We start from the raw sequence: 26,276 nt of genomic DNA, 5'->3' as shown, positions 1-26,276 counted from the left end.
CTCTGGTCAAGTGCCCTGTCGCACCCATGTGGTGGCACTGTGGTCTGCCTGTGAGTGCGATTGCCAGTTCGTTTCGGGGGCAGGGCGGGGCACCACCGGGGCGAGCGCCGGCAGATGCACGGTGAACACCGTGCGTCCGGGAACACTGTCCACGGTCACGGCACCGCCGTGCGCGGTCGCGACGGCCTGCACGATCGCCAGACCGAGGCCCGTCGAACCGGAGGCACGGGAGCGCGAGGAGTCGCCGCGGGCGAACCGCTCGAAGACGTGCGGCAGCAGCTCCGCCGGGATCCCCTGACCGTTGTCCTCGACGTCCACGCACATCCACGGGCCGCGCCGCTGCACGCGGGCGGTGACCGTCGTACCGGGCGGGGTGTGCTTGCGGGCGTTGCCGAGCAGGTTGACGAGGACCTGCTGGATCCGTGCGGCGTCCGCAGACACGAGGGCGGGCTCGTCCGGCAGGTCGAGCCGCCAGTTGTGGTCCATGCCGGCCGCACGGGAGTCGCTGACGGTGTCGACGACCAGCGGGATGAGGTCGGTCTGCTCGAACTGCAGCGGCCGCCCGGCGTCCAGCCGGGCGAGCAGCAGCAGATCTTCCACGAGCAGCGTCATCCGGCCCGCCTCGGACTCGATGCGGCCGAGGGCGTGCCGGGTGTCGGGGCCGACCTGCTCCCTGCCGCGTCTGGTCAGCTCGGCGTACCCGCGGATGGAGGCCAGGGGAGTGCGCAGCTCGTGGCTGGCGTCCGCGACGAACTGCCGCACCCGCATCTCACTCTGCTGCCGCGAGTGCAGCGCGCCATGGACATGGTCCAGCATCCGGTTGAGCGCGGCCCCGACCTGCCCGACCTCGGTGTGCGGATCGGTCTCGGACTCGGGGACGCGCTCGGAGAGGTTCACCTCGCCGGTGTGCAGGGGGAGTTCGGAGACCCGGGTGGCGGTCGCGGCGACGCGGCGGAGGGGGCGGGTGGCGACGCCTACGAGGACGTAACCGGCGATTACGGCTGCGCCCAGGCCGGCGGCGGTGACGCTTATCTCGACGAGGATCAGCGTGTTGATGGTGCTGTCGGTTTCCGCTGTGGGAAAGCCGACGTAGTAGCCGCTCCTGTACTCGACCCGGTACGTGCCCAGCCCCGGAATGTCCACGGTGTGCGGGTTGCCGTCCTGGGAGACCTGGTTGAGGGCGGTCTTCTGGACGTCGTCGAGGTCCTTGGCGCTCATGTCGAAGGTGGACGAGGACTTCTTGCCGACCTTGCCGTCGGTGACGGAGCCGTTGACGACCGTGGCCGCGATCGTGCCGGTGGGCTGGCCGGGGCCGTGCTTGACGAAGTCGCTGAGATCGGTCGTCTTGCGATTCGGGCCCCGCTGATTGCCCTGGCCGGGCCCGTCCTTGCCAAGACCGGGAGGCGCGAAGACACCTGACGCACGCGCCGTCGCCTCACGCAGCTGCCCGTCCAACTGGCCGTACAGATGCGACCTGAGCGCCAACGTCGTCACCGTACCGATCACCGCACACACCACGGCGATCAGCACCACGGAAGCGACGACGAGCCGCGCCCGCAGGGTGCGCGGCTGGCCCGCTCGTCGCTTCTGCGTGCGCGGTCGTCGCCGTCCGCTCATGACGCGGCAGGCTTGATCAGGTAACCGGCTCCCCGCCGGGTGTGGATCATCGGCTCACGACCGGCGTCGATCTTGCGCCGCAGATACGAGATGTAGAGCTCGACCACATTGGCCTGCCCACCGAAGTCGTACGACCAGACCCGGTCGAGTATCTGCGCCTTGCTGAGCACGCGCCGCGGGTTGCGCATCAGGAAGCGCAGCAGCTCGAACTCGGTGGCGGTGAGGTGGATGCCCTCCCCGGCCCGGCTGACCTCGTGACTGTCCTCGTCCAGGGTCAGGTCACCCACGACGAGCACGGAGTCCGACCGCCGGTCGGCCGCACCGGAACGCCGGATCAGCCCCCGCAGCCGCGCCACGACCTCTTCCAGGCTGAACGGCTTGGTGACGTAGTCGTCGCCGCCGGCGGTGAGACCGGCGATCCGGTCCTCGACCGCGTCCTTCGCGGTCAGGAACAGCACCGGCACGTCGGGCAGCTCACGGCGCAGCCGCCCGAGCACCGTCAGCCCGTCCATGTCCGGCAGCATCATGTCGAGAACGACGGCGTCGGGCCGGAACTCCCGCGCGGTCTGGATGGCACCCGTGCCATCCCCCGCGCTCCGGATCTGCCATCCCTCATAGCGAAGGGCCATGGACAGCAGCTCGGTGATCGACATCTCGTCGTCCACCACAAGCACTCGGACGGGGCTCCCGTCCGGCCTCAGCAGTTCGGTGCGCCCCTGGGGCGAGGTCGTGGTCATGGTGGCCACACTGTCGGGATCCTCTGAGAGCACCCTTTCGGCAACCTGTGATTTCCCTGAGAAACGCACAGGGACCTCTCAGGCAGTCCCTGGGAGTTCCTGCCCTGTCCGCACCTCATGGCAGACGACCCGCAGCCACTCGTCGCCCGACCTCAGCCGCAGCCGGGGATGCCGGGCCGGCAACCCCCAAGCGGAATCGAGGAGTTCACTCGCCGGGTCGTACGCCCCCGCCCCCCTCTGTGGTCGAGGTCGCACTCCGCATTCTTGGCCGTGGCCCGCGAACCGTGCGACGCCATCGCGTAATTCAGTTCCATCTTCGCCTCTACGGCAGCGCGCCCTGCCAGAGAGCCAAGAGACCCTGGCGGGACGATTCCACGGGGGTCACACGATTGGCCGCGCCCGAGATGAAACCTGCCGCAGGAGTATGCAGAGTGATGAACAAGAAGGCAACACCCCAAACACGCCTTGGAGATATCCATGTCACGAATACTCGCGATCGGTGCCGCCCTTGGCTTCGCTCTCGCCGCCACGGCCGGATCTGCGATGGCCGCGCCGTCGGTCACTCACACCGCCACGAAGGCCACAACGGTCCAGTCCAGCCCGATCGCCTATCGGCACGGCGGGGACGATGGCGACTGCGACGGCGTCGGCAACCAGTGTGCATGACACCTATCCCCGCGTGAGATAGGGGCAGGCAGAGGAGGAGGGCTTTATGCCCGTCATTTCCTCCTCTGCCTTCCTGATGCGCAACACTCACTCCACGAATATGCCGTGCCAGAGATTTGTTGGGTTTGCTAATTCACTGCTTGTTTTGGTTGTTGAAACGTTGGTTGTCGCCGGGCGCTCCAGCAGGGTTCCGCAGCAGCCGGTGCAGGCCCTGGATGTAAGCGCCGCACACCGGCCCGTCGAGGTTCGACCGGCAACTCAGAACAAGCCGCCCTGCGCGCTGAGACCACGCTTGAACTCCTTCATCGGGAGGGTGAGTTCGCCCTCTCCCACAGGCCCCTCGGCAGGAAGCAACTCCCACCCGCGCATCAACCGCGTATCCAGCACGACGACTCCCCGCCCGGTCACCAGATGCAGATCCGGCCCGGCCGCCGCAACCAACCGCCCGCTCACCGCCCCGCCGGCGACAAGCTCGGTCACCTCGCCGACGGCGGCCGGCAGGTCGGCGAGCCCGAACACCTCGGCGTGATCGACCGGTTGGCAGGGCTCACGGGCGAGTGACTCCGGCCAGCCGTCGAGTGCGAGCGCCCGCTCGTGCAACTCCTCGACCTCTGCCGCCCGCTCCGCCTCCGCCACCGGCAACCGGGACCGCGCTGCCCGCTTCTCGGCGTACGGAATCCGGTCCGGCACCTGGAGCGCGACCCGCAGCAACTCCTCGGTGCGCCGCGCCGCCATCAGCGGCCCCACCCCCAGCCAGCTGAAGCACACCGCACCCTGCTCGAGCAGCCGTGCGGAGCCCCGCTCCTCCGCCGTGATCCCGACCTTGACCATGCCGGGCCCGAACCACGCCAGATACACGTGGTACGGCCGCGGGTCGTCCGCGATCGTGTCGGCGGCCACCGAGTGCGCCCGGTCCAGCCGCGCGCACTCCTCGCACCGCGCCCCCGTACTCCGCCCCGGCACGACCGCCCGTACCGGACACGCATGTCCACGCGCGCCCACACATGTCCGCACACCCCCGTCCGCGACCCCGAAGGCCACCCTTTTCCCCCAGGTCAGCGCCGAGCGCCGCCCGCCGTCCCATGCCAGCACGGGACCGCCTGCCGCCCATCGCAGCCCCGAGCATCTCCATGCCTGTGCCATTGCCTTCGAGAGTAGAGGGCGGCACTGACAAGGGGCCGCAACGAGGGAATTCGAGCAGGTCGGCGCCCTGGTGCAGCCGGTTCAACGCCCTGACTCGGCGACGGCAGCAGGCTCCGGCTCCCCGCCGCCGGCCGCGACCACCGCGCCGTACGACTCCGCCGTACGACCTGCTCCCCGCCCGCGCCCGGCCAGCCGGCAGCCGACGCACCCGGGATGCCCCTCCCGCGCCGCCAGATCCCGTACCCGCCATCCCCACTGCTCCCTGGGCCGCCGCCCCGCCGGCTTGCCCCACCCCGCAAGGTGCAGCACCCAGGTCACCAGGATGCTCACGACCACGATGCCGAGCCCTCCGGCCAGGGCGATCGCCGAGGCCGTACACACCCCGAGCCCCAGCACCACGGCCCCCGCGCTCGCGACCGCGAACCCGGTCCAGCCCGCGACCGTGTGCCCCTCGTCATACTGGTGTGCGCTCATGTACCCGCCTCCCCGAGGACGAACGGGATCCGTACAGCGACCAGACGGCACGTCCGCCAGATCCCTCACCTCCTAAGAAATTTATCTCATAAACCTCTCACGATCTAAGGGAATCAGGGAATCCGACATGCAAGCCAAGCCGCGCCCGACCGCCACCCCGGCCCAGGCGCTGTCGGCAATGGACCACCTCATCGCGACCAGCCTGATCGGCCAGCAGGAGATGGCCCAGCAGATCGGCCTGAACGTCACCGACCTGACCTGCTTCGCCTACGTCATCGAGGCCGGCGAGAACCTGCTCACGGCAGGCGACCTGGCAGCCCGCGCCCACGTCACCACGGGCGCGGTCACCGGGATCCTCAACCGTCTGGAACGCGCCGGCTACGTCACCCGCCGCCCCGACCCGACGGACCGCCGCCGGGTGCGCGTGGCCGCCCTGCCGGACGCGGAGGCCCGCGTCCGCGAGGTCTACGAGCCGTACTACGCCCGCCTGAACGAGCTCTTCGCCGACTACTCCCCCGACGAAATCGCCGTCCTGACCGACTGGTTCACCCGCGCGAGCGCCCTGGCGGCCGGATACCTGGAAGAGCACTGCCGAACGGACTGAGCCGGGCCCGTAGCGGCCCGGCCTCCCGCTGCACGCCGAGCGCGCCCGCGCGCCACCGAAGCCTTCCGCGGCCTGGCTGCCGCCGCTCGAACTCGTCCATCTGTGTCGGTGTCAGATCGCGACGACCACGGGGGCCCGAAATCCTTCGGGGCCTCAAATACGTGTGAAACCAACAGGATTCGGGCCCGTCGACGGCCGAGGCGACGCCGCTCGGTTCCCCCGATTGCGCGTGATTGACCCCGTATGCCAGCCCCGAAGAGCGCGGCGGAACATATCGGATTAGCCTCCCAAATGAGCGCTTAGTGGATCTTTGATGTTGCGCTCATTCGACCCAAGGAGGAGTCATGCGCAAGCTTCAGAAGGCCGCTGTCGCGGCCGCCATCCTCGGCAGCTTCACTCTCATAGCCACCGGCACCGCCACCGCCCAGCCCGCGAACCTCATGCATGAAGGCGGCGGGTGCAGGTCCCACGACCTGAACATCGACATCCTCGGTCAGGTCGGACTGCTCAACGGCCTCCTGGGCAATGCGCTCAATGGCGAGGGCAACGCGGGCGGCCAGAACAACCACGTCGGATCCAGTACCTGCGACTAGGTGGTTACTGATCGCGTCACGTAGCTGACCGACTTGGGTCTCGGCGCCCGGAGCACAGCTCCGGGCGCCGGGCGCTGTCTGGCCCACGGGCCACCACCCCCTGAAACTCAAGAGGCCCCGGATCTTTCCGGGGCCTCTCATCTGTGCGTCAAGTCCCGTACCGCCCTTGGCAGAAGTCCGCAGACCGGCAGTCATCTCCCGATCGTGCGCGCCCAGTCAGGCGGGGTTCCCACGGCGGGACCTGGCCCTCAGGAACAGCGCCCCCGCCACGCCGGCAAGGAGCGTGCCGGCCGCCGCGTGGATCACCACATCCAGCGGCCGGGACGACAGATCCTGCACCGCGGAAGAGACACGCGCCGCGCTCGGACTCCGTCCCGCCGGAGCTCGTTGCTGTACCCCGCTGCTGTACGCCCCCGAAACGCAAGAGGCCCCGGATCTCTCCGGGGCCTCTCACCTGTGTGCACTCGGCAGGATTCGAACCTGCAACCTTCTGATCCGTAGTCAGATGCTCTATCCGTTAAGCTACGAGTGCTTGTTCTGTTTTCCCGCCGGTCCTGGTCCTTTCGGCCCGCTCGCGGCGACAGGAAGAACATTACATGACTGCCGCCGCCATGTGAAATCCGTTTGCCGCACCCCTTGTGACCTGCGGAAACGCCTCTTCTGGCAGTTCTGGGAACGACGAAGCCCCGGTCGCTCGGACCGGGGCTTCGGTGATCATGCGCGGAGGCGGAGGGATTTGAACCCTCGATGGGCTTTAAGGCCCAAACCGCATTAGCAGTGTGTTGGGGTTCGTCTGATGGCGACGGGCCCCGACCTGCGAAGACGCTCCGCCGCAGGTCGCAGCCGATCCGCCATCCGAGGGGGTTGACCCTCGTCGGATGGCGTATCGCCCTCTTGGTGCCATCGGAGTGCCATCACGGAGGCACGTCCGGCGGGCGTCCGCGGACGTCAACATAGGTCCGTCCGGAAGCCCTGTCCGAGCCGCGGAAAGCCAATGATCGTGGCTGGCTTCCATACGGGCGAGCGACTGAACACTTTGTCGGGCTCGGGGAGTTCGCCGCGGCCGCGCGAGCGGTACGACCGGATGGTCTGCTCGCTCACACCCCAGTACTTGGCGACGTCCGCAATGGTCCAGTAGTCGGCGTTCGGGTCCGCCGCGGCCGCCTCCGCCGCCGGCGTTCCGGGCGTGCTGCAGCGCCGGGAACTTTGGCCGCTCGACGTTGACAAGGTGTACCCGTCAGTCACTCTCGGTCTGCCCTTCGCCGCCCGGCTCGCCCACGCCGGCCAGCACGATGCGCCGCACCTGCTGGCGCGTGTACCCCGTGGCCTCACAGATGTCCTTCTGTGCCACGCCGTCCGCGTCGGCCTGCCTGATCGCCGCCGCGAGTTCCTGCCGCAGGATCTCGGCTCGCTGCTCGGCGTCCCTGAACCGCTGAGCCATCTGCGTCAGTGATCGCTTATCCATGACACATAGTGTTCCATCAGTCGTCATGGAACATGAGGTTACTCAAAATCGGCTCAATGTCCATGCGTACAACGCTTGACGAGGGAACACGATGTTCCCTAGAGTGGGGTTGTCGGCAAGGGAGACCAGCCGACAACGCAAGCGGCCCCCGGCCGGTGTTGGAGCACCGATCCGAGGGCCTGACGGACCTACCTGACTAGACCAGGAGACCGCTGATGCAGAAGTCTGCCATCCGCTGCGAGCGCCGTGCCACACGCCGAGTCCTGCGCTCCGAGCTCCGCCGACGCTCCGCCGCGACCCGGCTCGCCGCCTCGTGCCACCGCCGCCCTCGTTCCCTCGCGACCGTCGCCATTGCGGCCGGCGTCGAGAAGACCGCCGCGACCGGCTGCGCCAACGGTCTGCGCACGGTCGCCAAGCGCCTCGGTGTCACCCCGGCCTCGACCGCCCGCACCCGCCGCACCGTCGCCGGAGGCCGCGCCCACCGCACTCACACGGTCGGCCGCTACACCCTCGGCCAGGTCGCCAGCCTCGTCGCCGCCTACCGGCCCCGCAAGGCCGAGTACGTCGTCGCCGCCGCCCGCATCGCCGCCTTCACGGCCGCCGCGTAGCCGCCCCAAGACAGCCGCCCGGGGCCGGTGGGGAGACCACCCCGGGCGGCTCCCCCCCATCGCCCCGCCAGCTCGCACCAGGAGCGGGCGCGGGGCGAGACAGGAGCCAGAGCATGAACCGCACCAAGCTCAACGGCGGAACCTCCGCGGCAACACCCTCGACCGAGCCCAACGATCTGTCCGTCGCCATCCGCGTCGGTCAGGAGATGCTCCGCCTCTACGGCACCGTGGACAGCGGCGACATCTTCGACTACGCCCAAGCGCACGGCGGCCTCAGCGAGGCCCTGCGCATCCTGCTGCGCGCTCTCGCTGCTGAGCCCGCCCGCTGCCCGGCCGCTCACCCTGACGACCCGACGCCCTGCCGTGGCCCGGCCGTCGTCACCGTGCTGGACGCCACGAACGCGGGCGCGGACGGCTGTGAGCACCACGGCGCCCGCCTCCTCGCCTCCCTCGACGGCGGCCGCGTGTACTCGCTGCTCGACGCCCCCGGAGGCGCGGCGATCCGTGTCTTCAAGGCCGCGGACGGTATCCGCCCGTTCCCGTGGGTCGACAGCCCGCGCACGCGTGACGACCAGCTCAGCCGTGCCGAGGCCCGCGCCAGGGGTGAGCGCCCGTGAGCACCGACCCCCGCACCGCGACCGTCCTCGTCCTCGTCCATCAGGCGCTTGAGATCGACGAGCCCGATTGGTGCGCCGGCACCCACGACGCTCACGCCCAATACAAGGTCGACCTGGCCCACAACGGGCCGGAGCAAGTCGTCGCGCCCGGCGGTCGTGAGGTCCTCCGCGCGTTCCTCACGCAGACCCCGTTCACCGCCACCGACGCGAGCGTCGGCCTGTACGTCGAGTTCGCCGACCTCGACGGCACGCACACCCCGGCCGAGGTCGAGCAGCTGGCCGACGGCCTAGTCGAGGCCGCCGCCCGACTGCGCGCCCTCAGCCGCGACCTGGCGCTCGTCATCGACAGGGAGACCGGCCGGTGAGCCTCCGAGACCGCATCCGAGACGCCGTCTACAGCGCGGCCACCACCAGCGACGGCGACCCGGCAGGCGCGCGCCGCGCCACCCAGGCCGCCTCGGTCCTCGCGCAGACGGCATCCCAGCACGGGCACACCGCGGCCGCCGCGGCGATCGCCGGCCTCGGCGCTGCTGCCGTGGCCGCCGAGGGCGCCCTGTCCAACTACGTCTATCCGCCAGGCGAATACGCCACGTTCCATGAGGACGGCCAGCAGTGACCAGCACCAGAGAACTCACGTGGGGACAGGGCATCGTGCTCGGCACGGCCGCCGTCGCGATGCTCGTCGTCGGAGGCTTCGGCGCCGCCGGCACCTACACCAACGCCGTGTCCGCCTTCCACCGCGCGGCGACCGCCGGCGGCGTCGTCGCCGCGGGCGAGGGCCTCACCCTGATCCTCGCCCTCGTCATGCTCGGCCGCACGATGCTCGGCATGGCAGCCCCGGCCGTCGTACGCGGCGGCATGTGGCTCGCCCCACTGTCCGCCAGCGGTATCGGGCTGTCCATCGCCAACGGCACCCGTGAGGCGGCCGTGTACGCGGTCACCCCGCTGGCCATGTCCGGCGCGGCCGAGGGCCTCGGGTTCATCGCCCGGTCGATCGTCGTCTACCGCACGGGGGTGGACGCAGAGGTGATGCGCCGCAACGCGGACGTCGCCCGGCAGTTGGCGTTCAACCGGGCCGTCGCCGACGGGCACCCCGGCGAGTGGCGGCGCAAGCTCGCGGTGCGCCGGTACTGGCGGATCGCCCGCTACGTGGGTGTGGGCGACGCCGAGCTCGGCGCCGGTCTGGTCGACGTGCAGCGCCTCCGCGTCCGCGAGGGGGCTGATGCGGCCCTCGCCGGCATGTACGGCGCAGCGCCCGCGGACGCTCCGGCGGCACCGTCCACACCGTCCCGGCCGACCTCTGCCACGGAGGTGCTGCGCGCTCGCTTCGCCGACATGGACCCGGCCGACGCCATCCGGCTCGCGCACGACGCACGACCTGATGCGCCTCCGGCCGAGCTCGCGCATCTGCTCGGCACCTACGGGGTTCCCGTGGACGCCGTGGCCGTGGCCCTGGTCCTCGGCCAGGAGCCGCCCGAGTACACCGTCGAGCGACCTGATGCGCCCGCGCATCAACAGGTCACCCCACCCATCGGCGAGTTGGAGCCGGTCACGTTGGAGGCCGCGGTGATCGAGGCCGCATCAGCCCTCGGACCGGACGCGAAACCGCGGGACATCGTCGAGCACGTCGAGCGTCACCGCCGCCTGGTCGTGACCGAGCCCTACGTCCGTACGGCCCTGTCGAGGGCCGCGAAGAAGACCGAGCCGGAGTCTCCGGCCAAGCCCATGGAAGGCGGATACGCGTGATGCGCTGGCTGATCCTCGGTGCCCTGCTCGGGCTGCTGCTTCTGTACCCGTCGCTCCTCGCGATCGTCCTGGCGGCCGCCGTGGCGATCCTGTCCAAGCCTCTGCTCGTCGCCTTCGGGCTCGGCCTCGCCGCCCGCCCGTACATGCCCCGGATCGCCAGGTGGACGCGATGACCGAGCCCAGCCCGCTGGACAAGGCCGAGGCCGCGGTGAGAGAGGCCTCGACGGACACCGCCGCCGTACAGGTCGCCCTCGCCGCCGTCGAACTCGCCAAGACCATCAGCGCTCAGCAGCAGACCACCCACCCGCACGCCTGCGACCACGCGCACAAGTCCGGCCGCCGCGCGGGTGAGTGGCTGGCCATCAGCTGCGCGGTCTGCGTCGGCGGCGTCGGGATCGCGTTCGCGTCGATCGCCATCGCCATCGGTGGAATCGCGGTCGCGATCCTCGCCCTCGTTCTCCGCTCGATCTGGCGCGACGTCCAGAAGGGCCGCTGACATGGGCTTCTTCCGCAGGACCGAGACCCCGGCCGACGACAACAACCGCACCCGCCGACTCCTCGACGCCGGAGACGCCGCCTTCGAGACCGAGGACTCCGACTTCGCCGAGGTCGTGATGGACGGCCTCGTCAGCGACGTCGTCACCGACCCGTACCCGCCCACCGGACACAGCTACCCAGGCCGCAGCTGACGAAGAAGGAGAGCCATGGCGAAGAAACGCCACAAGGTCCAGATCATCTCGTGCGCCGACGACAAGCGAGCGGCCGGCAGGACCGGCTGGATCGTCGACGAGGCGCCGCCCGGCGAGCTCACCCAGGGCCGCTTGACCGTCAAGGTCGACGCCTTCTGGATCGCCGACGTCCTGTGCGAGACCAGCGAACTCCGCCCGATCGACTGACCAGGAGGAACCCCGTGAACCGCGAACAGCACCTGAAGCTGGCCGACACCGCCGTCACCCGGGCCGAACGGCTCGCCGGAGACGCCGAGCGGTACGCCACCCACCCCGACTACCCGCACAAGGTCGCCCCGCTCGCCGCGGCCGGCGCACTGTGGGCGGACATCGCCCGCACCCACGCCGCAATCGCCGCCGCCATGCCCGAGACCAGCGACACGAAGCCGGAGGCCTGACCCATGGCCGATGACCTCAGCTTTTCCGACTTCACCCGCGGCGAGCAGCTTCGCCTGGTCGCCCTGCACGCCCGCATGGCCAAGCGCGGCATTGCTGGCCCCACGGTCGACCTGAGCGACCTGCAGAACAAGGTCAGGCGCATCGAGAAGCAGGCCGAGAAGCGCAAGAACGGCAAGTAGCCACGCCCCGGGGACGGCCCCAACCGCCAAGTCAACGGCCGCCCCCGGGCCCCTGTACCCCTCGCAAGGAGCAAGGAAGAACAGCATGACGGACACCATCGCTCGCACCACCGTCGACATCACCAAACCGCCCGAGCCGACCACCGAACAGGTTCTTCCGGGATCCCGGGAAAACCCCAGTGAGCAGCCCGAACAGGCCGCACCCATTCCCGTCGACAATCCCCAGCTTCCCGCCCCCGGCGTGACGACGGAGAAGCGGCGCCCGATCATCGCCCCGTGGCTGCGCTCCCGCCGCGACCTCGTGGCAACCGTCGAGCGCGCCGCAGGCCACGCCTGGTACGCCACCGCCTACCACGGGCTGCGCTCCCCCTGGTACGCCGCGCAGCTCACGATGATGGCGCCACGAGGCGCGGCCCGCCTGGTCACCTCGACGAACCGGTGGCTATGGGACCGCGAGGCCGCACCGCTCCGCGACTACGCCGTACGCACCGAGGACGTCACCGAATACATGTCCCTCGCCCGCCTCCGCGGCAACCGGGTACGCCTCCGCGGCCTCGTCACCGTCGTGGCCTGCGTGTTCGGCCTCGGCTTCGCCCTGTGGCTGTACGTCATGGCCCCCGAGTTCCTGTACGCGTTCGCCGCGGGGGGTGTGCTCACCCTCGGCTACTTCGGCCAGCAGCCCGACGCCCCCGTCATCGGGCCGGCCGTGATGCGCACCGAGCTGCAGAAGCTCACCGGCACGATCGTGCTGCGGGCCCTCGACTCCATCGGCAACGCGAAGATCTCCGCCGCCGTGAAGAAGGGCGGCGACATGAACGGCATGCGCTTCACCTCCGAGATCACCCGCGACGGCCCCGGCTACCGGGCGGACCTCGACCTGCCGTACGGCGTCGTCCCCGAGGACGTCATGGAAGAGCGCCAGGCCCTCGCCTCCGGCCTGCGCCGCAAGCTCGGCTGCGTGTGGCCGTCCGGCGACCCCGACGAGCACGAGGGACGCCTGATCCTGTGGGTGGGCGACAAGCCCATGAACGAGACAACGAAGCCGCCGTGGCCGCTGCTGAAGGACGGCGAGGTCGACCTCTTCAAGCCGGTCGTGTTCGGCAACGACCAGCGCATGCGGGACATCGTCGTCACCCTCATGTTCGCCTCCGTGGTGATCGGCTCCATCCCCAGGATGGGGAAGACGTTCCTGCTCAGGCTGCTGCTGCTCATCGCCGCCCTCGACCCGCGCGCCGAGCTGTACGGCTTCGACTTCAAGGGCACCGGCGACCTCGGCCCCCTCGAACCGGTCATGCACCGCTACCGGTCCGGCGAGGACGACGAGGATCTCCTGTACGTGCTGCATGCGATGCGGGAGCTGAAGGAGGAGCTGCGCCGCCGCGCGAAGGTGATTCGCAGCCTGCCCAAGTCCCGCTGCCCCGAGTCGAAGGTGACTCCGGCCCTGGCCAACGACAAGAGCCTCGGCCTGCACCCGATCGTCGTCGGGTTCGACGAGTGCCAAGTCCCCTTCGAGCACGAGAAGTACGGCGCCGAGCTGGAGTCCATCGCGACAGACCTCGCCAAGCGCGGCCCGGCCCTCGGCATCATCGGCATGTTCGCCACGCAGCGCCCGGACGCCAAGAGCCTCCCGTCCGGCATCAGCGCGAACGCGGTCCTGCGGTTCTGCTTGAAGGTGATGGGCCACACCGCCAACGACATGGTCCTCGGCACCGGCGCCTACAAGGCCGGCATCCGCGCCACCATGTTCAGCCGCTCCGACCGCGGTATCTGCTGGATGTCCGGCGAGGGCGACGACCCGCTTATCGTCGCGTCCGCGTTCGTCGACGCCCCCGGTGCCGAGCTGGTCGTCGTGCGCGCACGCCAGCTGCGCGAGGCGTACGGCAATGTGACCGGGCACGCGATCGGCCAGGGCCCGAGCGAGAGCCGCGGCATGGACGTCCTCGGCGACGTCGCCAAGGTGTTTCACGACGACGAGGAGCAACTGTGGTGCGAGCGCATCGCGGCCCGCCTCGCCGAGGGCTGGCCGGACGTGTACGGCGCGTGGACGACCGCCAGCGTCGCCCCCGCACTGAAGCCGTGGGGTGTCGCCACGGCAGACGTGTGGGCCACCAGCGAGGACGGCAAGGGCACCACGAAGCGCGGCATCAAGCGCGCCGACGTCCTCGCCGCCATCACTCGCCGTGACGCAGATCGGGCCGCGGCGTAGTCCACGCGCGAGTGCTAGGCCTAGCACCCCCAGACGCTAGGCCTAGCACCTCCGCTAGCACCGAAACATGTCCCTGACCTGTTACCTAGCGCCTAGCAGCAGGGGCCCCAGGAAACGGGAAACACCCAGGATTCGAGGGGGAGAGAGACCCATGTGGCTTGCGATGGCTGCACTGATCATCTGGCTTGGCGGTTACGCAGTGTTGTGCGCCGTTAAGCCGTTCGCTCCGTGCCGCAAGTGCCGCGGCCTCGGCCAGATCGAGCGGTTCGGGAAGCAGCGGATGTGCCCGCGCTGCCACGACCACAAGCTTCGGCTGCGCGTCGGCCGGCGACTTCACAACGCGTGGCGGCGTACCCACGCGGCTGGCGCGCGCTGACGCATCGACCGTGCTCCCGAAGGGCAGCGTCCAACAGATCACCTGACACGAAGGAGCATGCGCATGAGCAGCAAGCCGCCTGTCCCGTACGGACACTTAGCTGTGCCCGCCGACATCCTGGCCACCGCCCTGTACGGACTCGGCCAGTACGAGGCCGCCACGATCGAACACCGGGCCGACGGTCTGCGCCCCAGCACGAAGGTGTGCGAGGCGATCGTCTGGCTGTGGGAGAACGGGCACCGAGACGAGGTCACAAACCTGATCGGCACGGTCTGCGCCATCCTGCGCGGCAAGCCGGTGCCCGGAGGCGTCGGCCGGATCACGCACGGCGCGGTAATCGACGCGTTCGGCGCGGAGCTCGCCGAGCTCGGCATGACGCCGGAAGGCGGATGGGCGCCGATCGCCGCGCACCTGAACCGCGAGGTGCCGCGCGGGTTTTGACTCCGCCTCCCTCACCGCACGTCAACGCCCCGCTGCTCCCGCACTGAACATGCGGGCAGCGGGGCTCCGTCGTGTACGGGTTACGACCCGTGCGCGATGGCGATCGCCCTGTACAAAAACGCGACCCGCTCCTCCTCCATCTGCTCCAACTCCTCGCTCACGTCCACGCCGAAGTACTCCCCGAAGGCGCCGATGACGACCTCGATGGAGCCGAGGACCGTCATCACAGCCGCCATCACCGTGGCCGCCTCCCCAGCCAAACCGTCGCCGCCGGCCAGGTCCTTGGCCCGCCCGATCATCCACGGCCGGTTGTGCGACGCCCCCGAGGTCAGGCGATATGGCGCTGGCAGCCAGTCCGGCATGACCTTGGTAGCGCGCTCGGTGATGTTGATGTCCAACGCTGCGGACTCACTGCCGAAGCTGTATCCGCTGACCTTCCCCCGCCTGTCATGCCGCTCCACGGCCTGACACTTCTGCAGAGCGTCCTCGACGTACGCGAGCATTTGACCAGCCTCCGCTGGCTCCTGCCCATGGGCCTCGGCCTGCTTGAGCGCGTAGGTGGCATCGGTCCGCCACATCCCCGCCAGGCGGGCCAGGCGCCGGTTCAGAGGGATGGTGGGATCGATGAGGTACTCGGAGAAGAGCACCCCCTCCAGGACGACACGGCTGAGGGTGAGTGGCGACCAGACGGGGGGCGGCTGCATGACGATGTCGTGCTCGAGGGCCCGCACGTGGTCCAACGCGTTGTCCTTCGTGAGGTTCGCCGTCTCGATGAGCAAGCCGTGCAGCCTACGGCGTTCGGAGCGCAGTGGTTCGCCGAGCCCGTCGAGCTCCGCGACTTCCTTCCAGAAGAGGGAGTCGGTGTTCTGATGGAACGCCTCGGTATCCTCCACGCGCAGTGCGCTATCGGCGAGTTCACGGAACCGCGTCAGGATTGCGACCGCTTCCTCGGCGAGGTCGTCGGTGATCGGCACCGTGAAGAGCCGTATGGCCTCGCCCTCGGGCATGACGTCGTTCATGAGCAGCACGGTAGGCGTCCGGTATTCCTTGTGTCATACCAATATTCCGTTATGCCGTCGTTGCTTCACAGAGGCTGCGGCCCGGGCCGAGAGTAGTGCCAATGGCGTGCCATCCGTCGCGAAACGAGCAGGTCATAACCCCTCTAACCGCATCCCCTATGCGGTTGGAGGTCCCGTCTTCGTGAGCCTCGTCGTAGTCTGCGCGGCATGCCAAAGTGGTTCACCGCGGTCTGGCCCGTCGCCACGTTCATACTCGGCGGGGCCTCTGCCTACCTCCGCGACTTCGTTACCGAGAGACGCCAGCTCGCCCGCGAGATCAAAGCCCGTCAGGCCGAGCGGGACAAGGTCATCACCGATAGGCGCGAGACCTTCGAACTCGACCACCTTGAGCGCCTCAACGAAGCCCTGCACAAGCTCGGCCGCGCAGCTGGGCAGGCCCACGACGCCGACATGAGGACATCGCGCCAGACCGGTGTCTACGCGGGCACCCTGATTGGGGAAGGGGTCGCTGAAGAGTTCCGCCAGGCCAATCGGGACGTGCACATGTTGCGGCTCCTCGTGCTCGACGACGAGCTTCGCGAGCGGGTGACGCAGGCCCACAGCGCTGCGAACGTGCCCAGCAGCATGCATCGAAGCGACCCGCAAGTAGCCGAACGGCGGTTCGCTGAGGCCATCATGCTGCTCGACGAGGCACACGCTGCCATCGCTGCCCGTATCCGCGAGATCTACCTGACGGCCTCGCTTCCTGAGCATCGGGCATGAGGACTGTTGTGCGCCGCTCTGTGCATTCGTGTGTCCGGGCCAGCGGGCGAGTGGCATCAACAGTCACAACCTGGACACACCGTCCGCACGGTGCCCCGACGGCGCGCATGATGCCCTTTCAGCCGTTACCTCGGGGGGAATCCATGCGCACCCGCACGACCGTCGCCGCCGTCCTGCTGCTCGGCGCCACCGCATGCAGCAGTAACGACGCCAAGCCAGCGCCTACGGTCACCGTCACCAAGACGGCTGCATCGTCACCCGGGTCCGCCGCACCGTCGGCGTCCTCGGCCACCTATGCCTTCGGCCAGCCGTGGGAGTTCGAGAGCAGCGAGGGCAACGCCAGCACCTTCGACGGCACGGTCACCGTCCTCGGCTACAAGCAGGGCGTCACGTCCGTCGGGAGCGCCAGCGAGGAAGCCGGCCAGTCCGGCTATGTGTGGGCGTACGCGGACCTGAAGCTGTGCGTCACGCAGGGCTCGTACAGCGACGACAACACCAGCTGGACGCTGTACTACAGCGACGGCAGCCGTATTGATCCGTCGAGCAGCACGTACGACGATTTCCCGAAGCCTGAGTTCCCCGTGCAGGTCACGGTGACCGAAGGCAAGTGCGCGCGCGGGAAGCTGGTGTTCCCTGTGCCGGAGGGGAAGCGACCTGCGTCGGTGCTGTACTCGCCTCCCGGGCTCGCCACACCGACGGAGTGGACGGTCCCGAAGGCGTAGCGGGGAAAGCCCCCCCCAGTACGGCCGTGACGTACCGTCTGGGGGTTTCGCCGTGTCTGGGGTCAGTGCAGCGCGTCGATGGCCTTCACGATCAGCGCCCGCGCCTCAGCCCCGTAGACGGCCATGCTCCGCAGCTGCTGGAACGCGCTCAGGTAGAGCGCAATCTCGGAGGGCTGGGTGACGCGGACACGGGCTGAGAGCAACTCCACCGAGACGAGAGTGTCGTCGTACACGTGGAACAGCTCCTGCGGCCACAGAGCACGCTCCGGGGTCGCGCTGGGGATGATGCCCAGTGACACCGACGGCAGCGCCCCAGCCGTGAGAAGGTAGCCGAGCTGCGCGGCCATCGCATCGCTGTCGCCCAGCTGGTAACGGAGAACCCCCTCCTCGATGAGCATGACGAACCGGTGCCCAGGCTCGTGAATGACCTTCGAGCGCTCGACGCGTGCGGCCGCAGCCTGGTCGGAGTCGTCAGGGATGCCGAGCATCCGGGCGTTGGCGGACAGCAGGGCGCGCGCGTAGCCCTCGGTCTGCAGCAGGCCGGGCACGAGGGTGGGCGAGTAGATCCGGAACAACTCCGTTGCCTGGTACAGGTCGACGTAGCTGTCCTGCAGGCGCTTCAGCCCGGCGCGGACCTTGCGCCGCCACTCGCTGTACAGCGACTCGGCGTCCCGGGACTGGGCGATGATGTCCGGGGCCTGGTCGGCGGCGTCGCATGCGGTGCACCAGCGGCGGATGTCGTCCGGTGTGGGTGGTGTGCGCGCGTTCTCAAGGCGGGACGTCTTTGGATGCGTCCAGCCGCAGCGCTCGGCCAGCTCACTCCCGGTGAGGCCCGCATCGGCGCGCAGGTCTCGGAGCCGCTTCGCGACCCGTTCGCGTGCGGCCTGGGCCGAGGAGGATGGGGACATGGGCATGAGCTGGCCGTGCACCTTCCGCGCTAGCTGATCTTGTAGTCGGTGTGCGGGACGGCTCGCGCCCACACGGCTTCGAATGCCTCGGCGCACAGCTTCGCCGCGGCCGGATCTTCGCTGATCTCCCCGCCTCCGGATGCGCCGTCGCCGGTGAAGTGGTTCCAACGGATCAGCCGGTCGTCGATCAGCCAGAAGTCGTTGCCGGGAAGCGCTATGTCCGACGCGCGCCGGCGCGGCAGCCACCGCACCAGTTCGCCCGCGTCCACGTTGACCTGGGTGGCCGCATGTTCGTACCGGATGTAGTCGCTGACCGGCTCTGACACGATCCTTGCCCGGCGCACGACGACCCCGCGGGCCACCGTGCGGCGGATCAGCGCCACCCATGAAGCCCAGTACGCCGATCCGGGGTCGGTGTCCCGTTCCCCCGTGTCCTTCCAGCGGGCGAAGTCGTCGGCCTCGCTGGCCACGCCGTAGGAGTCCCGCATCTCCAGGTGGACGGCGGAGCGCCGGGCGCCGTCCAGCAGCTCATCGAAGCTGGGCACGCTCTGCGGCATCGCACGCCTCCCTCAGGACCGGCACCATGCGTGCCGGGATCCGGACAACTGCCTCGTGGTCGGGGATGCCTACCGCGTGCCCGGGCACCTCGAACGCGGCGCATTCCGCTTCGAGTGCCTGGTCCGGCTTCCATCCCTGGATGACCAGTTCGTTCTTGCTGTCGTCGAGCCACACGGTGGGGCTCTCTCCTGTGCCCGTGTTGGGGTCGATCCCGATGAACCGTAGTGACATCGTCGCCTCCGACGCTGGTGGTGTTCACGGATGTACACCACCGTCGATCGACTGGGGTAACTGGTCAAGGGGGCAGTCTCGGCCATGAACTGCAGAATCAGACCGCTGTGAACATTCGTGAACATTAGTGGAGGCACCGCACAACACGCTCGTAGCGTCGACTGCCATAAGTAACCCCGGCGAGGCGGCTACCTCCCGGGGCGTGGCCAACGCTGCAGAGGAGCGCCGACATGGCAATGAGTACCACGCATCCGCCGACGGCCGAAGAGCAGGACCAGGCCCCGCCGGACGTTGAGGTAATGAGGGAGAGCGTGTGTCTGCTGCTCGGCCCGGACGGAGCGCCTGACGTTCTGCCGCCGCCCCCCGCCGAGCTGGATTCGCTCACCACCACCTTGCGAGGGCACTTGGCGCTGCTCGCCCCCGAGGTCGAGCAGGTGGCCGCGAGACTCCACAAGGACAGCATCCCGAGGTACTGCGCGCTGGCCTGCGTCGGAGAAGCGCACGGGAAACTGCGCGCCGAGGCCGGCCCCGGCCCGCACGGGGCGGTCGCCTACGCCCGCCGCCTGGCCCGGTCCCTGAATGCTCTGTGCGACCACTACGAGAAGCTGAGCAGGGCTGCATCGTGACGGCCGTACTGCACATCTGCCGGGCCTGCGACGAGCCGATCACTGACTCGGATGATGCGGTCTACCTCGGCCACGAAGAGGCCATGTCCGGGCCCGGCTGGGACGTATGGGCGCACCGCGATCACGCCGACCTCGTCGTGCCGGACCCTGCCCCGATCCGGGTGCTGGCGCGCATCCTGATCCACCACGCCACGCGGCAGCCCAACACGCCAGGAGGCACCCCGTGACCTCGTCCACCGAACGCCGAGCCGACACCGACAAGCCGCGCGGAGAACAGGCGTCCCTGACGGCCGGCCGCGCGGCCGGCTACTGCTGGACCCGGAACCCGCACGGCCCCGGACGCTGCACCTGGCCGCCGCACACCTTGGGCAGGCACAAGGACGTGTACGCGCACACCGAGTGGCCCTGACGAGGCCCCCGCTGCCGACTCTGCGCCGACGGAGCCGGCAGCGGGACAACGCGGCGGCCCCGTCCCCGTCCCCCGTCGGGGGCGGCCGCTCAGCTTCCCTACTCGCCCGTTCTGGTCCTGCCAGACTCGGGCAACGTGACCCGCGACGGGCGTATCAGTGTCCGCCCGTACGGGCTGGACGACGGGCTGGTGTACGTGTGTCCGCCGGAATGCGTCGTCCAGGGCTCTGACTTCGGTCAGAGCAAGCCGCCCCACCCCCTCGCCGGGGTGGGGCGGTCGCATGAACACCTGTTGTCTCCTTCGTTACCTGACCGGGCCCCGCCCGAGCGCGCCCTGCACATCGCCCCCATTGATGTGACGGATCTCCCCCCGCAGCGGGTCGATCAGCGCCCGCGCGACCGTCTTGCCGTCGAGCACGAGATTCACCTGCACCACCCGGCCGCCCCCGCCCCCCGCAGAAGCGGCCATCCGTCGGGAGTCCGGCCCCGAATGCACCCGCGACCCGACCGGCAGCTCCAGCAGCTCCGGCTCGTACTCGCCCACCCACGTCAGCCCGCCACGCACCCCGCCCGACGCGGCCGCGCCCACGATGCCGCCCGATGCCCTGCGCCCGAGCGCCCTCGACAGCGACCGCTCCATCACGGCCGCCAGATGGTCCATCGCCCGCTCCAGCCGCGCCTGCTGCCGGCCGAGGCTGTGCACGAGCTTGTCCTGCGCGCGGATCTGCGCGCTGTACATGGCGTCCGCGCTGGTCTTCCCGGCTGCGCCGGCTGCCGCCGTCAGCTGCTTCTCGAACGTGTTGATCTGCTTGATGTCCCCGGGGGACGCGGACAGCAGGCGCTGCGCGATCTCGGAGCCGCCCGTCACACCGGCCTGTGCGATCTCGGAGAGGGATTGGGCGTTCAGGCCGCGCTTCTTCAGTGCGGCGAGCATCGCCGCGAAGTTCCGCGCTGCCGTGGCGTTGACGCCCATCTGCTGCACCAGGCCGCCCGCGCCTGTGAACGCGCCGGAGTTCTGCCCGGCCGTCATGATTCCGCCGCCCGACACGATGCCGGATTTCACGCTGTCGGCGAGCTGTGAGGCGGCGTCCTTCAGGCTGGTGAGCTTGGTCTTGGCCGCGTCCAGCGCGGTGTTGACCTTGATGAGGGCCTGCTCATGCCGGATCAGCGACTTGCCGACTCCATCGAGCTCCTTCAACAGGTGCGTCTCCGTGCGGCCGCGAGTCGCGGCCCGGATTTCGCCCGCGGCCTTGTTCAGGGCGTCCACCAGGGCGGACACGTCCGACGGCGCGGCCAGTCCGTGCTCGAACGGGGTGCGCTGATACCCGGCGAGACGGCCGAAGTAGGAGATGCCGAACTCGCCGCTGAGCGCGCTGCGGGCGTCCTTCTCCGCCGAAGTGAGGCCGCCCCGAGCGAACGCGGCGAGCTTCAGGCGCCCCTGGTTGAGGGCGTCGAGGAAATGGACGCCGTACTTGCGGACGGCCGAGGACTGCAGCACGTACTCGGTGTTCGACACGCGGGCCGCAGCCCCGGACGCGAACGTCGCGAGGATGCTGTCCGACGTGCCGGAGCCGGGGCCGTCGATGTAGCCGCCGCCGTCGAAGTGCTGCACCGCGCCGCCGGACGCCCGCCGCACGAGGCCGCCGTGCGCGTTGCTGAAGCGTTGGGCCTGCTGCCGTAGTGCGTCCGCGGTTGTACTCGGCGCTGAGCCGATCTGGTCGAAAACCGTCGTGATCTTGATGGTTGTTCCGTGCAGGCTGTTGACGGCGCCCTGCACGTTGTGGATCTGGGACAGTGCACTGCCCGTGACCGCCGACACCTTCACGCTGCCGTTCTTCAGGTGGGTGACCTTGTAGCCGAACTGGGTCAGGACCTGCTCGGCGCTCTTCGACAACGTCGACAACGTCACGGACTTCGTACCAGGCGTCTTCTTCACCGCCGCATTGAACGCGTCGATGTCCTTCTGCGCGGCCGCCTTGTTGACGCTGACCTGGAGCTTCATCGCCTCGGGTGTCTTCAGCAGCTCATCGGCGAGCTTCTTGGCCTGAGCCGCGCTATCCCCCATCGCCATCGCGGTGTCGATGAAGTTCTTCCGGCCTTGCTGATACACCTTGTCGATCTTGTCCGCAGCGAAGTGCTGCTTGTTCAGCTTGTCGACGTAGTCTTCGGTCTTCGCCGCCAACTGGCTCAGCACGTCGCGGTTCTTACGGCCTGCATCGCTGTTGAGGCTGAGGGTGCGCCCGTTCTCCTTCACAGCCTTCGAGGCGTCCGCCATCGCCTGGTAGAAGCCCGTCTCCGCGTCGAATGCCGCGCGGTGGACCGCGTTAAGCGCCATGATCGACTGTTCGAGGCCCTGCGCCGACTGAGACTCCGCATCGAGCGCCGCCTGCGTGGCCAGCGCCTGCTTCCCGAACAAGCCCATCGACTGGGCTGCGACCTCCTGGTCACCCTTCAACCCGGCCAGCGACGCCTGGTACTTCGGGAACAGCGCGGTGATGTCCTTCGTGCTGTATCCGGCGCCCTTGAGGGCGCGCGACATCATGTCGAAGTCCTTCGCCGCGACCGCCGCATGGCCGCCGGACGCCAGGCCCGACATGGCCTCGTCGAGGCTCTTGAAGTCGCCCGACAACGCCTGAAGAGACTTGCTACCCCTGGTGATAGGGGTGAGCTTGTTTGCAACCCAGTCAGCGATGTCGTCCGCAACGGGAATCCGGGCACCGAAGACCCCCTCTTGGGCCTTCTTCGTCCTTTCCGTCTCTGCGTTGAGCTGCTTGACCTTTTCGATCAGGCCGTCCATGTTGCCGAATGTCTTCGCCAGCTCGCCGCCGAACTTCCCTGACGAGGACAGGTGATCCAGGGACGTCGTCAGCTTGTCGATGTCCGGCGGCGCCGTCTTGCCGAGATCGGCGATCTTCGAGACGCCCACGGCGAGCAGCGCGAGACCGCCGATCACCAGCGAAGCCTTCCCGACCGCCCCCAACTCCGCGAACGCAGCCTTCAGCCCGGCCACCCCGCCGCCGGCCGCGACGAACGCCTCCCGCATATACATCGCGCGCAGGGCCACACCCTCGAAGACGCCCTGCAGTGCGGCAACAGCCTTCCCGCCGGCGGCCCACAGGGCCTGCGCGGCGGCGGCGGCCTTCATCGCCGCGGACACAGCCACCGTCGCGGTGAGGAGTCCGGCCAGGACAGCGACGGTGCCGACGGTGGCGGTCTTGTTCTGCAGCATGAGGTTGACGAAGGACTGCACCGGCGGGATGAGCTTCTCGCCCACAGTGATCATCAGCGCGTCGAACGACGCCTGGAGCTGCTTCGTCTGGAACGCGAACGTCTTCTGCGTGTCGGCCCACGACTGGCCGAAGCCCTTCGCGCCCTTCTCCAGCGCGGGGTACTTCGATTCCAGCCGGTCCATCTGCCCGACGAGGATGTTCAGGCCAGCGCCCGCCTTGCGGCCGAACGCCTCGGTGATGATCTGGCCCTGCTCCTTCGAGGAGATCCCGGCCTTGTGCATGCGGGCGACCAGGTCCTCCAGCGCGAGCTTGAGGCCGCCATGCTGCATGTCGGTGGCGAGGGTGGTCTGCGTCAGGCCCAGCTTCTGGAGTGCGTCACCCGCGGTGGCCACGGGATGGGCCAGGGCCATGACGGACATGCGGAGCTGGTTGCCCGCCAGACTGCCGCGGATGTTGTTGTCGCCGAAAACCGCCAGGGCGGCGCCGACGTCGGTGATGCTGAGGCCGAAGCCCTTCACCGTGGCGACCATGCCGCTGCCGAAGGCGTTCGCGAGGTCCTGCATCTTCATGTCGCCGACGCCCACGGTGGCATTCAGGACGCCCATCGCCTGGTCGAAGTTCTTCACGCCAGGGATGCCAGACGCGACCGCCGCTGTCAGCGCGTTGGTGACGTCCACCAGCTTGGCGTGCCCGACCGTGGCGCCTTTCGCCGCAGTCTCGGTGAGCGCGAGCGCCTTCTTGCTGGAGATGCCCATCGACTCGAAGTTCGACTCAACGTGGAACAGGGACTCCGCCAGCGAGTCGGGGTCCTGGCCGACCTTCCCCGCCAGCTGCAGGACCCCCCGCTTCAGGCCCGCAATCTTGTCCTGCGACACCCCGGCCTGCGTGTGCAGCAGGGTCATGCTGGCGTCGAACTTGGACGCCATCTTCACCGACTCGGCGCCGAGCGCAGCAAACCCTGCGCCCGCGAGCATCGCCGTCTTGTGGAAGGCCTTCATCGCCGAGCTGGTGCCGGCGACCTGGGACTCGACGCGCTTGAGGGTGGGACCTGCCAGATCCTTGGCCGTGACCAGGATTTCCACAACGTTCGGCATCGCTCATCGCCTCCCGCTGCCCGAACCGGCCGCGCCGGCCGACCGACGGCCCTCGTACAGCAGGAACTCCGCGCACAGACCGCACAAGGCCGAGCACAGCAGCCACCGCCCGATCTGGACCGCGACAGGCTGCAACGGCACTGGTCCTGCTGCCGCGCGGCAGCGCCCACACCTCGACACCTCGCCCCGAGCGCCTGCCACGGAACCGAGGTGGCAGGTCAGGCAACGCCCGTAGCCCTCGGAGGCGTACACGTAGCCCTCGCCACCCTGGCGCTCAAGATGCTGGCACCGCGGCATGTCTGCGGTGAGGACCCGTTCACTCAGGCCGTCGACCCAGACCGACTCGCCGGACGTGTAGTCGGAGACGACGAGGGCCCGCACACCCTCGGGCGCCTCGCGGGCGATCCGCTCAGCCACCATGGCCACGCTCCCGGCGCCCCGATTCGGCCGCCTGCGCGGCTTGTGGAGCTTGCGGCGGCTCACCGGGCCGCCTCGCTGCCGTCGCCCACCGCAGGCCCGGACAGGGCAACGAGCGCGCCCGCAGGGTCGTGACCGACCAGCCGCAACCGCAGCCGCGCCACCTCCCCACGGAACTCCTCCCGCAGCCGCCAGCGGCGCACCGTGGATGGATCCACGCCGAGCACGCGGCCCGCGATTGTGGAGGTTCCACCAAGAGCAAGGAGAACGGCCGCACGCTCACGAGGCGGCACCGTCCGATCGAGGGGGAGTTTCGGAAGCGCATCCCCGTGCGCATGCACGTTTGCCATGCGCAGATTTTACGGCTCTACCTGCGTAAATACTGAAGGTCTTCCCGAATTGTGGCGCGCACACCGAAGATTCTCCACATTCCGCCATGCTGAGCAAGAAGAACCACACGAGCCCGTGCACTGTCAGGACCCCACAAAAACAACAGCGCCCGGCATCCACCAGGACACCGGGCACCGCGACCTGCTCAACCCTGCGTGACGCCAAGCCGATCCAAGAACTCCCGCGTCGCCCGCTGCTGGGCCAGCCCGACATACGCCGCCTGCGGCACCACACCCAACCGGTGCCGGCCACCAGCCGCCCGAACCGCCTCCCCCAACAGCACGAGTAGCACCCCCGGCGCGTCAACGGAGCTCCACCGCTCACCCGCCACCATGAGCGACCCGTCCAACAAGCCGCCCGTCTGCTCCCCGTACTCCCCGCGCAGGCCCCGATTCACCAACTCCCCAGCCGCCTCCCGCACCAGCACGTCATACGTGCCCGCCGCCTCCAGCGCCTTCCCCATCGCCGTCCTCGCGGCCGCCAGCGCCGACACAGCCTCCTCGCGAGACTTGGCGACCTTCCGGAAGACCGGCGCCATTTCCTTCGTCGCCGTCTGCATCAACTCCGCACGGGCCGCCCGAAGCGTCTCCTGCTCGGCATAGTCGGTGCGCGTCTTCTCCAACCGCTTCTTCGCCTGCTCGGCACGCCGACGGGCGTTCTGCTGCTCCTCGTACGCCTGCGTGCTCCCCGCACCCTTCACGTACAGCTTGTCCGCCGCGAGACTCGCCTGTTCGGCCCGCTCGGCGTCCTGCTCCGCTTGCTTGACCTGCTCTTCCGTCACCAGGGTCGTCATTCTTCTACTCCGTTCCGTTACCAACTGTCGATCTCTGCAGGTAACCCGGCAGGCACACGCCCGCCCAGGTCGCATCCATCCCGCTCCTACCGCACCCGCACAGCCGGCGGGGAGCGCTCCGCGCGCACCTGACGCCGCTCCCGTTCACGCCGCGTCGTCCCGCCCCACACACCCCACAGCCCCGGCCGCGCCATCGCGTAGGCACGGCAGGCCTCGAGGTAGCCACAGCCCGAGCACAACTCCCGGGCCTGCGCCGGCCGCGTCCCCTTCGCGAAGTACTCGTCAGGGGCTATGCCACACGGCACCGGCAGATCCGCCTCAACCACGAACCCCGGCACGCCGAGCCGGACCAGCCCCGGACGCACGCCAGTCACACGGACACCTGGCCCTCACGCCACCGCTCCGCCGCAATGACAAGCGCCGCCTGACGCCGCGGATCCGACGGCTCCAGCCCATGCCACTCCGACGACCCGTACTCCGGCACATCCACCAGGTGCGCCAACTCCTCGCGAGCCCACG

General features: G+C 69.2%; 35 protein-coding genes and 1 tRNA gene. 21 read left to right on the top strand and 15 right to left on the bottom strand.

Features of this window, described 5'->3' with window-relative positions; all coding sequences use genetic code 11:
• Positions 1-6: 6 nt before the first annotated feature.
• Positions 7-1,617 (bottom strand): ATP-binding protein, encoded by a 1,611-nt coding sequence (locus ACFY1E_RS08910; RefSeq protein WP_389073096.1) that lies wholly within the window; start codon positions 1,615-1,617, stop codon positions 7-9.
• A complete protein-coding gene (locus tag ACFY1E_RS08905; RefSeq protein ID WP_311736776.1) occupies positions 1,614-2,354 on the bottom strand; it encodes a response regulator transcription factor in 741 nt (246 codons plus the stop codon). The genes ACFY1E_RS08910 and ACFY1E_RS08905 overlap by 4 nt, the downstream gene beginning before the upstream one ends.
• A 477-nt stretch (positions 2,355-2,831) precedes the next feature.
• Here ACFY1E_RS08905 and ACFY1E_RS08900 point away from each other — a divergent pair, with 477 nt between their 5' ends.
• Positions 2,832-3,020, top strand: a complete 189-nt coding sequence (locus tag ACFY1E_RS08900; protein WP_389073094.1) for a hypothetical protein — start codon at positions 2,832-2,834, stop codon at positions 3,018-3,020.
• Positions 3,021-3,278: 258 nt separating this feature from the next.
• On the opposite strand, the gene ACFY1E_RS08895 is transcribed toward ACFY1E_RS08900, so the two are convergent.
• Together ACFY1E_RS08895 and ACFY1E_RS08890 are read right to left on the bottom strand one after the other, a co-directional pair.
• Entirely contained in the window at positions 3,279-4,163 is an 885-nt protein-coding gene (locus ACFY1E_RS08895; protein ID WP_389073092.1) for a DUF2797 domain-containing protein, read from the bottom strand.
• Positions 4,164-4,244: 81 nt separating this feature from the next.
• On the bottom strand, positions 4,245-4,637 hold the full coding sequence (locus ACFY1E_RS08890; RefSeq protein ID WP_389073089.1) for an HGxxPAAW family protein: 393 nt from the start codon (positions 4,635-4,637) through the stop codon (positions 4,245-4,247).
• 127 nt (positions 4,638-4,764) lie between these two features.
• On the opposite strand from ACFY1E_RS08890, the gene ACFY1E_RS08885 reads away from it, so the two are divergent.
• Together ACFY1E_RS08885 and ACFY1E_RS08880 are read left to right on the top strand one after the other, a co-directional pair.
• Positions 4,765-5,241 carry a MarR family transcriptional regulator gene (locus ACFY1E_RS08885; protein ID WP_351477588.1) on the top strand — a complete coding sequence of 159 codons (477 nt, stop codon included), beginning with the start codon at positions 4,765-4,767 and terminating at the stop codon, positions 5,239-5,241.
• A gap of 344 nt (positions 5,242-5,585) precedes the next feature.
• Positions 5,586-5,834: a hypothetical protein gene (locus tag ACFY1E_RS08880; RefSeq protein WP_389073087.1), complete on the top strand. Its 249-nt coding sequence runs from the start codon at positions 5,586-5,588 to the stop codon at positions 5,832-5,834.
• A 459-nt stretch (positions 5,835-6,293) separates the two neighbouring features.
• Here ACFY1E_RS08880 and ACFY1E_RS08875 read toward each other — a convergent pair.
• Together ACFY1E_RS08875 and ACFY1E_RS08870 are read right to left on the bottom strand one after the other, a co-directional pair.
• Positions 6,294-6,366 (bottom strand) — tRNA-Arg (locus ACFY1E_RS08875).
• A 705-nt stretch (positions 6,367-7,071) separates the two neighbouring features.
• Positions 7,072-7,299: a hypothetical protein gene (locus tag ACFY1E_RS08870; RefSeq protein ID WP_389073085.1), complete on the bottom strand. Its 228-nt coding sequence runs from the start codon at positions 7,297-7,299 to the stop codon at positions 7,072-7,074.
• Between the two features lie 215 nt (positions 7,300-7,514).
• Here ACFY1E_RS08870 and ACFY1E_RS08865 point away from each other — a divergent pair, with 215 nt between their 5' ends.
• The 13 genes from ACFY1E_RS08865 to ACFY1E_RS08805 all read left to right on the top strand — a co-directional run bounded on the left by ACFY1E_RS08865 (position 7,515) and on the right by ACFY1E_RS08805 (position 14,599).
• The gene (locus ACFY1E_RS08865; protein ID WP_389073082.1) at positions 7,515-7,907 is read left to right on the top strand and encodes a hypothetical protein; all 393 of its coding nucleotides are present in this window, start codon (positions 7,515-7,517) and stop codon (positions 7,905-7,907) included.
• A 113-nt stretch (positions 7,908-8,020) separates the two neighbouring features.
• Positions 8,021-8,524 carry a hypothetical protein gene (locus tag ACFY1E_RS08860; protein WP_389073080.1) on the top strand — a complete coding sequence of 168 codons (504 nt, stop codon included), beginning with the start codon at positions 8,021-8,023 and terminating at the stop codon, positions 8,522-8,524.
• Positions 8,521-8,889: a DUF6907 domain-containing protein gene (locus tag ACFY1E_RS08855; protein ID WP_389073077.1), complete on the top strand. Its 369-nt coding sequence runs from the start codon at positions 8,521-8,523 to the stop codon at positions 8,887-8,889. Before ACFY1E_RS08860 ends, ACFY1E_RS08855 begins: the two co-directional genes overlap by 4 nt.
• Positions 8,886-9,140, top strand: coding sequence for a hypothetical protein (locus tag ACFY1E_RS08850; protein WP_389073075.1), 255 nt, complete (start codon positions 8,886-8,888; stop codon positions 9,138-9,140). Before ACFY1E_RS08855 ends, ACFY1E_RS08850 begins: the two co-directional genes overlap by 4 nt.
• On the top strand, positions 9,137-10,270 hold the full coding sequence (locus ACFY1E_RS08845) for a hypothetical protein (protein ID WP_389073072.1): 1,134 nt from the start codon (positions 9,137-9,139) through the stop codon (positions 10,268-10,270). Before ACFY1E_RS08850 ends, ACFY1E_RS08845 begins: the two co-directional genes overlap by 4 nt.
• On the top strand, positions 10,270-10,443 hold the full coding sequence (locus ACFY1E_RS08840; RefSeq protein ID WP_389073070.1) for a hypothetical protein: 174 nt from the start codon (positions 10,270-10,272) through the stop codon (positions 10,441-10,443). The genes ACFY1E_RS08845 and ACFY1E_RS08840 overlap by 1 nt, the downstream gene beginning before the upstream one ends.
• Complete coding sequence (locus tag ACFY1E_RS08835; RefSeq protein WP_389073067.1) at positions 10,440-10,766, top strand: hypothetical protein; 327 nt, start codon at positions 10,440-10,442, stop codon at positions 10,764-10,766. The genes ACFY1E_RS08840 and ACFY1E_RS08835 overlap by 4 nt, the downstream gene beginning before the upstream one ends.
• A gap of 1 nt (position 10,767) precedes the next feature.
• The gene (locus ACFY1E_RS08830; RefSeq protein ID WP_389073065.1) at positions 10,768-10,959 is read left to right on the top strand and encodes a hypothetical protein; all 192 of its coding nucleotides are present in this window, start codon (positions 10,768-10,770) and stop codon (positions 10,957-10,959) included.
• Between the two features lie 15 nt (positions 10,960-10,974).
• Complete coding sequence (locus ACFY1E_RS08825) at positions 10,975-11,166, top strand: hypothetical protein (RefSeq protein ID WP_389073063.1); 192 nt, start codon at positions 10,975-10,977, stop codon at positions 11,164-11,166.
• Positions 11,167-11,180: 14 nt separating this feature from the next.
• A complete protein-coding gene (locus ACFY1E_RS08820) occupies positions 11,181-11,396 on the top strand; it encodes a hypothetical protein (protein WP_389073060.1) in 216 nt (71 codons plus the stop codon).
• A 3-nt stretch (positions 11,397-11,399) separates the two neighbouring features.
• Positions 11,400-11,576 carry a DUF6257 family protein gene (locus ACFY1E_RS08815; RefSeq protein ID WP_389073058.1) on the top strand — a complete coding sequence of 59 codons (177 nt, stop codon included), beginning with the start codon at positions 11,400-11,402 and terminating at the stop codon, positions 11,574-11,576.
• Between the two features lie 85 nt (positions 11,577-11,661).
• Positions 11,662-13,782 (top strand): cell division protein FtsK, encoded by a 2,121-nt coding sequence (locus ACFY1E_RS08810; RefSeq protein ID WP_389073056.1) that lies wholly within the window; start codon positions 11,662-11,664, stop codon positions 13,780-13,782.
• A gap of 439 nt (positions 13,783-14,221) precedes the next feature.
• Complete coding sequence (locus ACFY1E_RS08805; RefSeq protein WP_389073054.1) at positions 14,222-14,599, top strand: hypothetical protein; 378 nt, start codon at positions 14,222-14,224, stop codon at positions 14,597-14,599.
• Positions 14,600-14,679: 80 nt separating this feature from the next.
• Here ACFY1E_RS08805 and ACFY1E_RS08800 read toward each other — a convergent pair whose 3' ends face one another.
• Positions 14,680-15,618: a hypothetical protein gene (locus ACFY1E_RS08800; protein ID WP_389073051.1), complete on the bottom strand. Its 939-nt coding sequence runs from the start codon at positions 15,616-15,618 to the stop codon at positions 14,680-14,682.
• A gap of 207 nt (positions 15,619-15,825) precedes the next feature.
• On the opposite strand from ACFY1E_RS08800, the gene ACFY1E_RS08795 reads away from it, so the two are divergent.
• Both ACFY1E_RS08795 and ACFY1E_RS08790 read left to right on the top strand, forming a co-directional pair.
• Positions 15,826-16,380, top strand: coding sequence for a hypothetical protein (locus tag ACFY1E_RS08795; RefSeq protein WP_389073049.1), 555 nt, complete (start codon positions 15,826-15,828; stop codon positions 16,378-16,380).
• A gap of 143 nt (positions 16,381-16,523) precedes the next feature.
• Positions 16,524-17,102: a hypothetical protein gene (locus tag ACFY1E_RS08790; RefSeq protein WP_389073048.1), complete on the top strand. Its 579-nt coding sequence runs from the start codon at positions 16,524-16,526 to the stop codon at positions 17,100-17,102.
• 62 nt (positions 17,103-17,164) lie between these two features.
• Here ACFY1E_RS08790 and ACFY1E_RS08785 read toward each other — a convergent pair whose 3' ends face one another.
• The 3 genes from ACFY1E_RS08785 to ACFY1E_RS08775 are packed head-to-tail and all read right to left on the bottom strand — an operon-like array spanning position 17,165 to position 18,799.
• Positions 17,165-18,016, bottom strand: a complete 852-nt coding sequence (locus tag ACFY1E_RS08785) for a helix-turn-helix domain-containing protein (protein WP_389073046.1) — start codon at positions 18,014-18,016, stop codon at positions 17,165-17,167.
• Positions 18,017-18,039: 23 nt separating this feature from the next.
• Positions 18,040-18,567, bottom strand: a complete 528-nt coding sequence (locus tag ACFY1E_RS08780) for a DUF6879 family protein (RefSeq protein WP_389073043.1) — start codon at positions 18,565-18,567, stop codon at positions 18,040-18,042.
• Positions 18,539-18,799, bottom strand: coding sequence for a hypothetical protein (locus tag ACFY1E_RS08775; RefSeq protein WP_389073041.1), 261 nt, complete (start codon positions 18,797-18,799; stop codon positions 18,539-18,541). The genes ACFY1E_RS08780 and ACFY1E_RS08775 overlap by 29 nt, the downstream gene beginning before the upstream one ends.
• Before the next feature lie 230 nt (positions 18,800-19,029).
• Here ACFY1E_RS08775 and ACFY1E_RS08770 point away from each other — a divergent pair, with 230 nt between their 5' ends.
• From ACFY1E_RS08770 to ACFY1E_RS08760, 3 genes are read left to right on the top strand one after another with little or no spacing between them, the layout of a single operon-like run.
• Complete coding sequence (locus tag ACFY1E_RS08770) at positions 19,030-19,425, top strand: DUF6415 family natural product biosynthesis protein (protein ID WP_389073038.1); 396 nt, start codon at positions 19,030-19,032, stop codon at positions 19,423-19,425.
• Positions 19,422-19,652 carry a hypothetical protein gene (locus ACFY1E_RS08765; RefSeq protein WP_389073036.1) on the top strand — a complete coding sequence of 77 codons (231 nt, stop codon included), beginning with the start codon at positions 19,422-19,424 and terminating at the stop codon, positions 19,650-19,652. Before ACFY1E_RS08770 ends, ACFY1E_RS08765 begins: the two co-directional genes overlap by 4 nt.
• Positions 19,649-19,834 carry a hypothetical protein gene (locus tag ACFY1E_RS08760; RefSeq protein ID WP_389073034.1) on the top strand — a complete coding sequence of 62 codons (186 nt, stop codon included), beginning with the start codon at positions 19,649-19,651 and terminating at the stop codon, positions 19,832-19,834. The genes ACFY1E_RS08765 and ACFY1E_RS08760 overlap by 4 nt, the downstream gene beginning before the upstream one ends.
• Before the next feature lie 303 nt (positions 19,835-20,137).
• On the opposite strand, the gene ACFY1E_RS08755 is transcribed toward ACFY1E_RS08760, so the two are convergent.
• From ACFY1E_RS08755 to ACFY1E_RS08735, 5 genes are all read right to left on the bottom strand, one after another.
• Complete coding sequence (locus ACFY1E_RS08755) at positions 20,138-24,157, bottom strand: phage tail tape measure protein (protein WP_389073031.1); 4,020 nt, start codon at positions 24,155-24,157, stop codon at positions 20,138-20,140.
• Between the two features lie 3 nt (positions 24,158-24,160).
• A complete protein-coding gene (locus ACFY1E_RS08750; protein ID WP_389073029.1) occupies positions 24,161-24,577 on the bottom strand; it encodes a hypothetical protein in 417 nt (138 codons plus the stop codon).
• A gap of 59 nt (positions 24,578-24,636) precedes the next feature.
• A complete protein-coding gene (locus ACFY1E_RS08745) occupies positions 24,637-24,792 on the bottom strand; it encodes a hypothetical protein (protein WP_389073027.1) in 156 nt (51 codons plus the stop codon).
• A gap of 317 nt (positions 24,793-25,109) precedes the next feature.
• Positions 25,110-25,757, bottom strand: a complete 648-nt coding sequence (locus ACFY1E_RS08740) for a hypothetical protein (RefSeq protein ID WP_389073025.1) — start codon at positions 25,755-25,757, stop codon at positions 25,110-25,112.
• Positions 25,758-25,843: 86 nt separating this feature from the next.
• Positions 25,844-26,131, bottom strand: a complete 288-nt coding sequence (locus ACFY1E_RS08735) for a WhiB family transcriptional regulator (protein ID WP_389073024.1) — start codon at positions 26,129-26,131, stop codon at positions 25,844-25,846.
• Positions 26,132-26,276: the final 145 nt, after the last annotated feature.

Source organism: Streptomyces sp. NPDC001604 (assembly GCF_042893475.1).
GTDB lineage: Bacteria > Actinomycetota > Actinomycetes > Streptomycetales > Streptomycetaceae > Streptomyces.
Note: the sequence above shows the minus strand (reverse complement) of the source record. Positions and strands in the feature narration are given on the sequence as shown.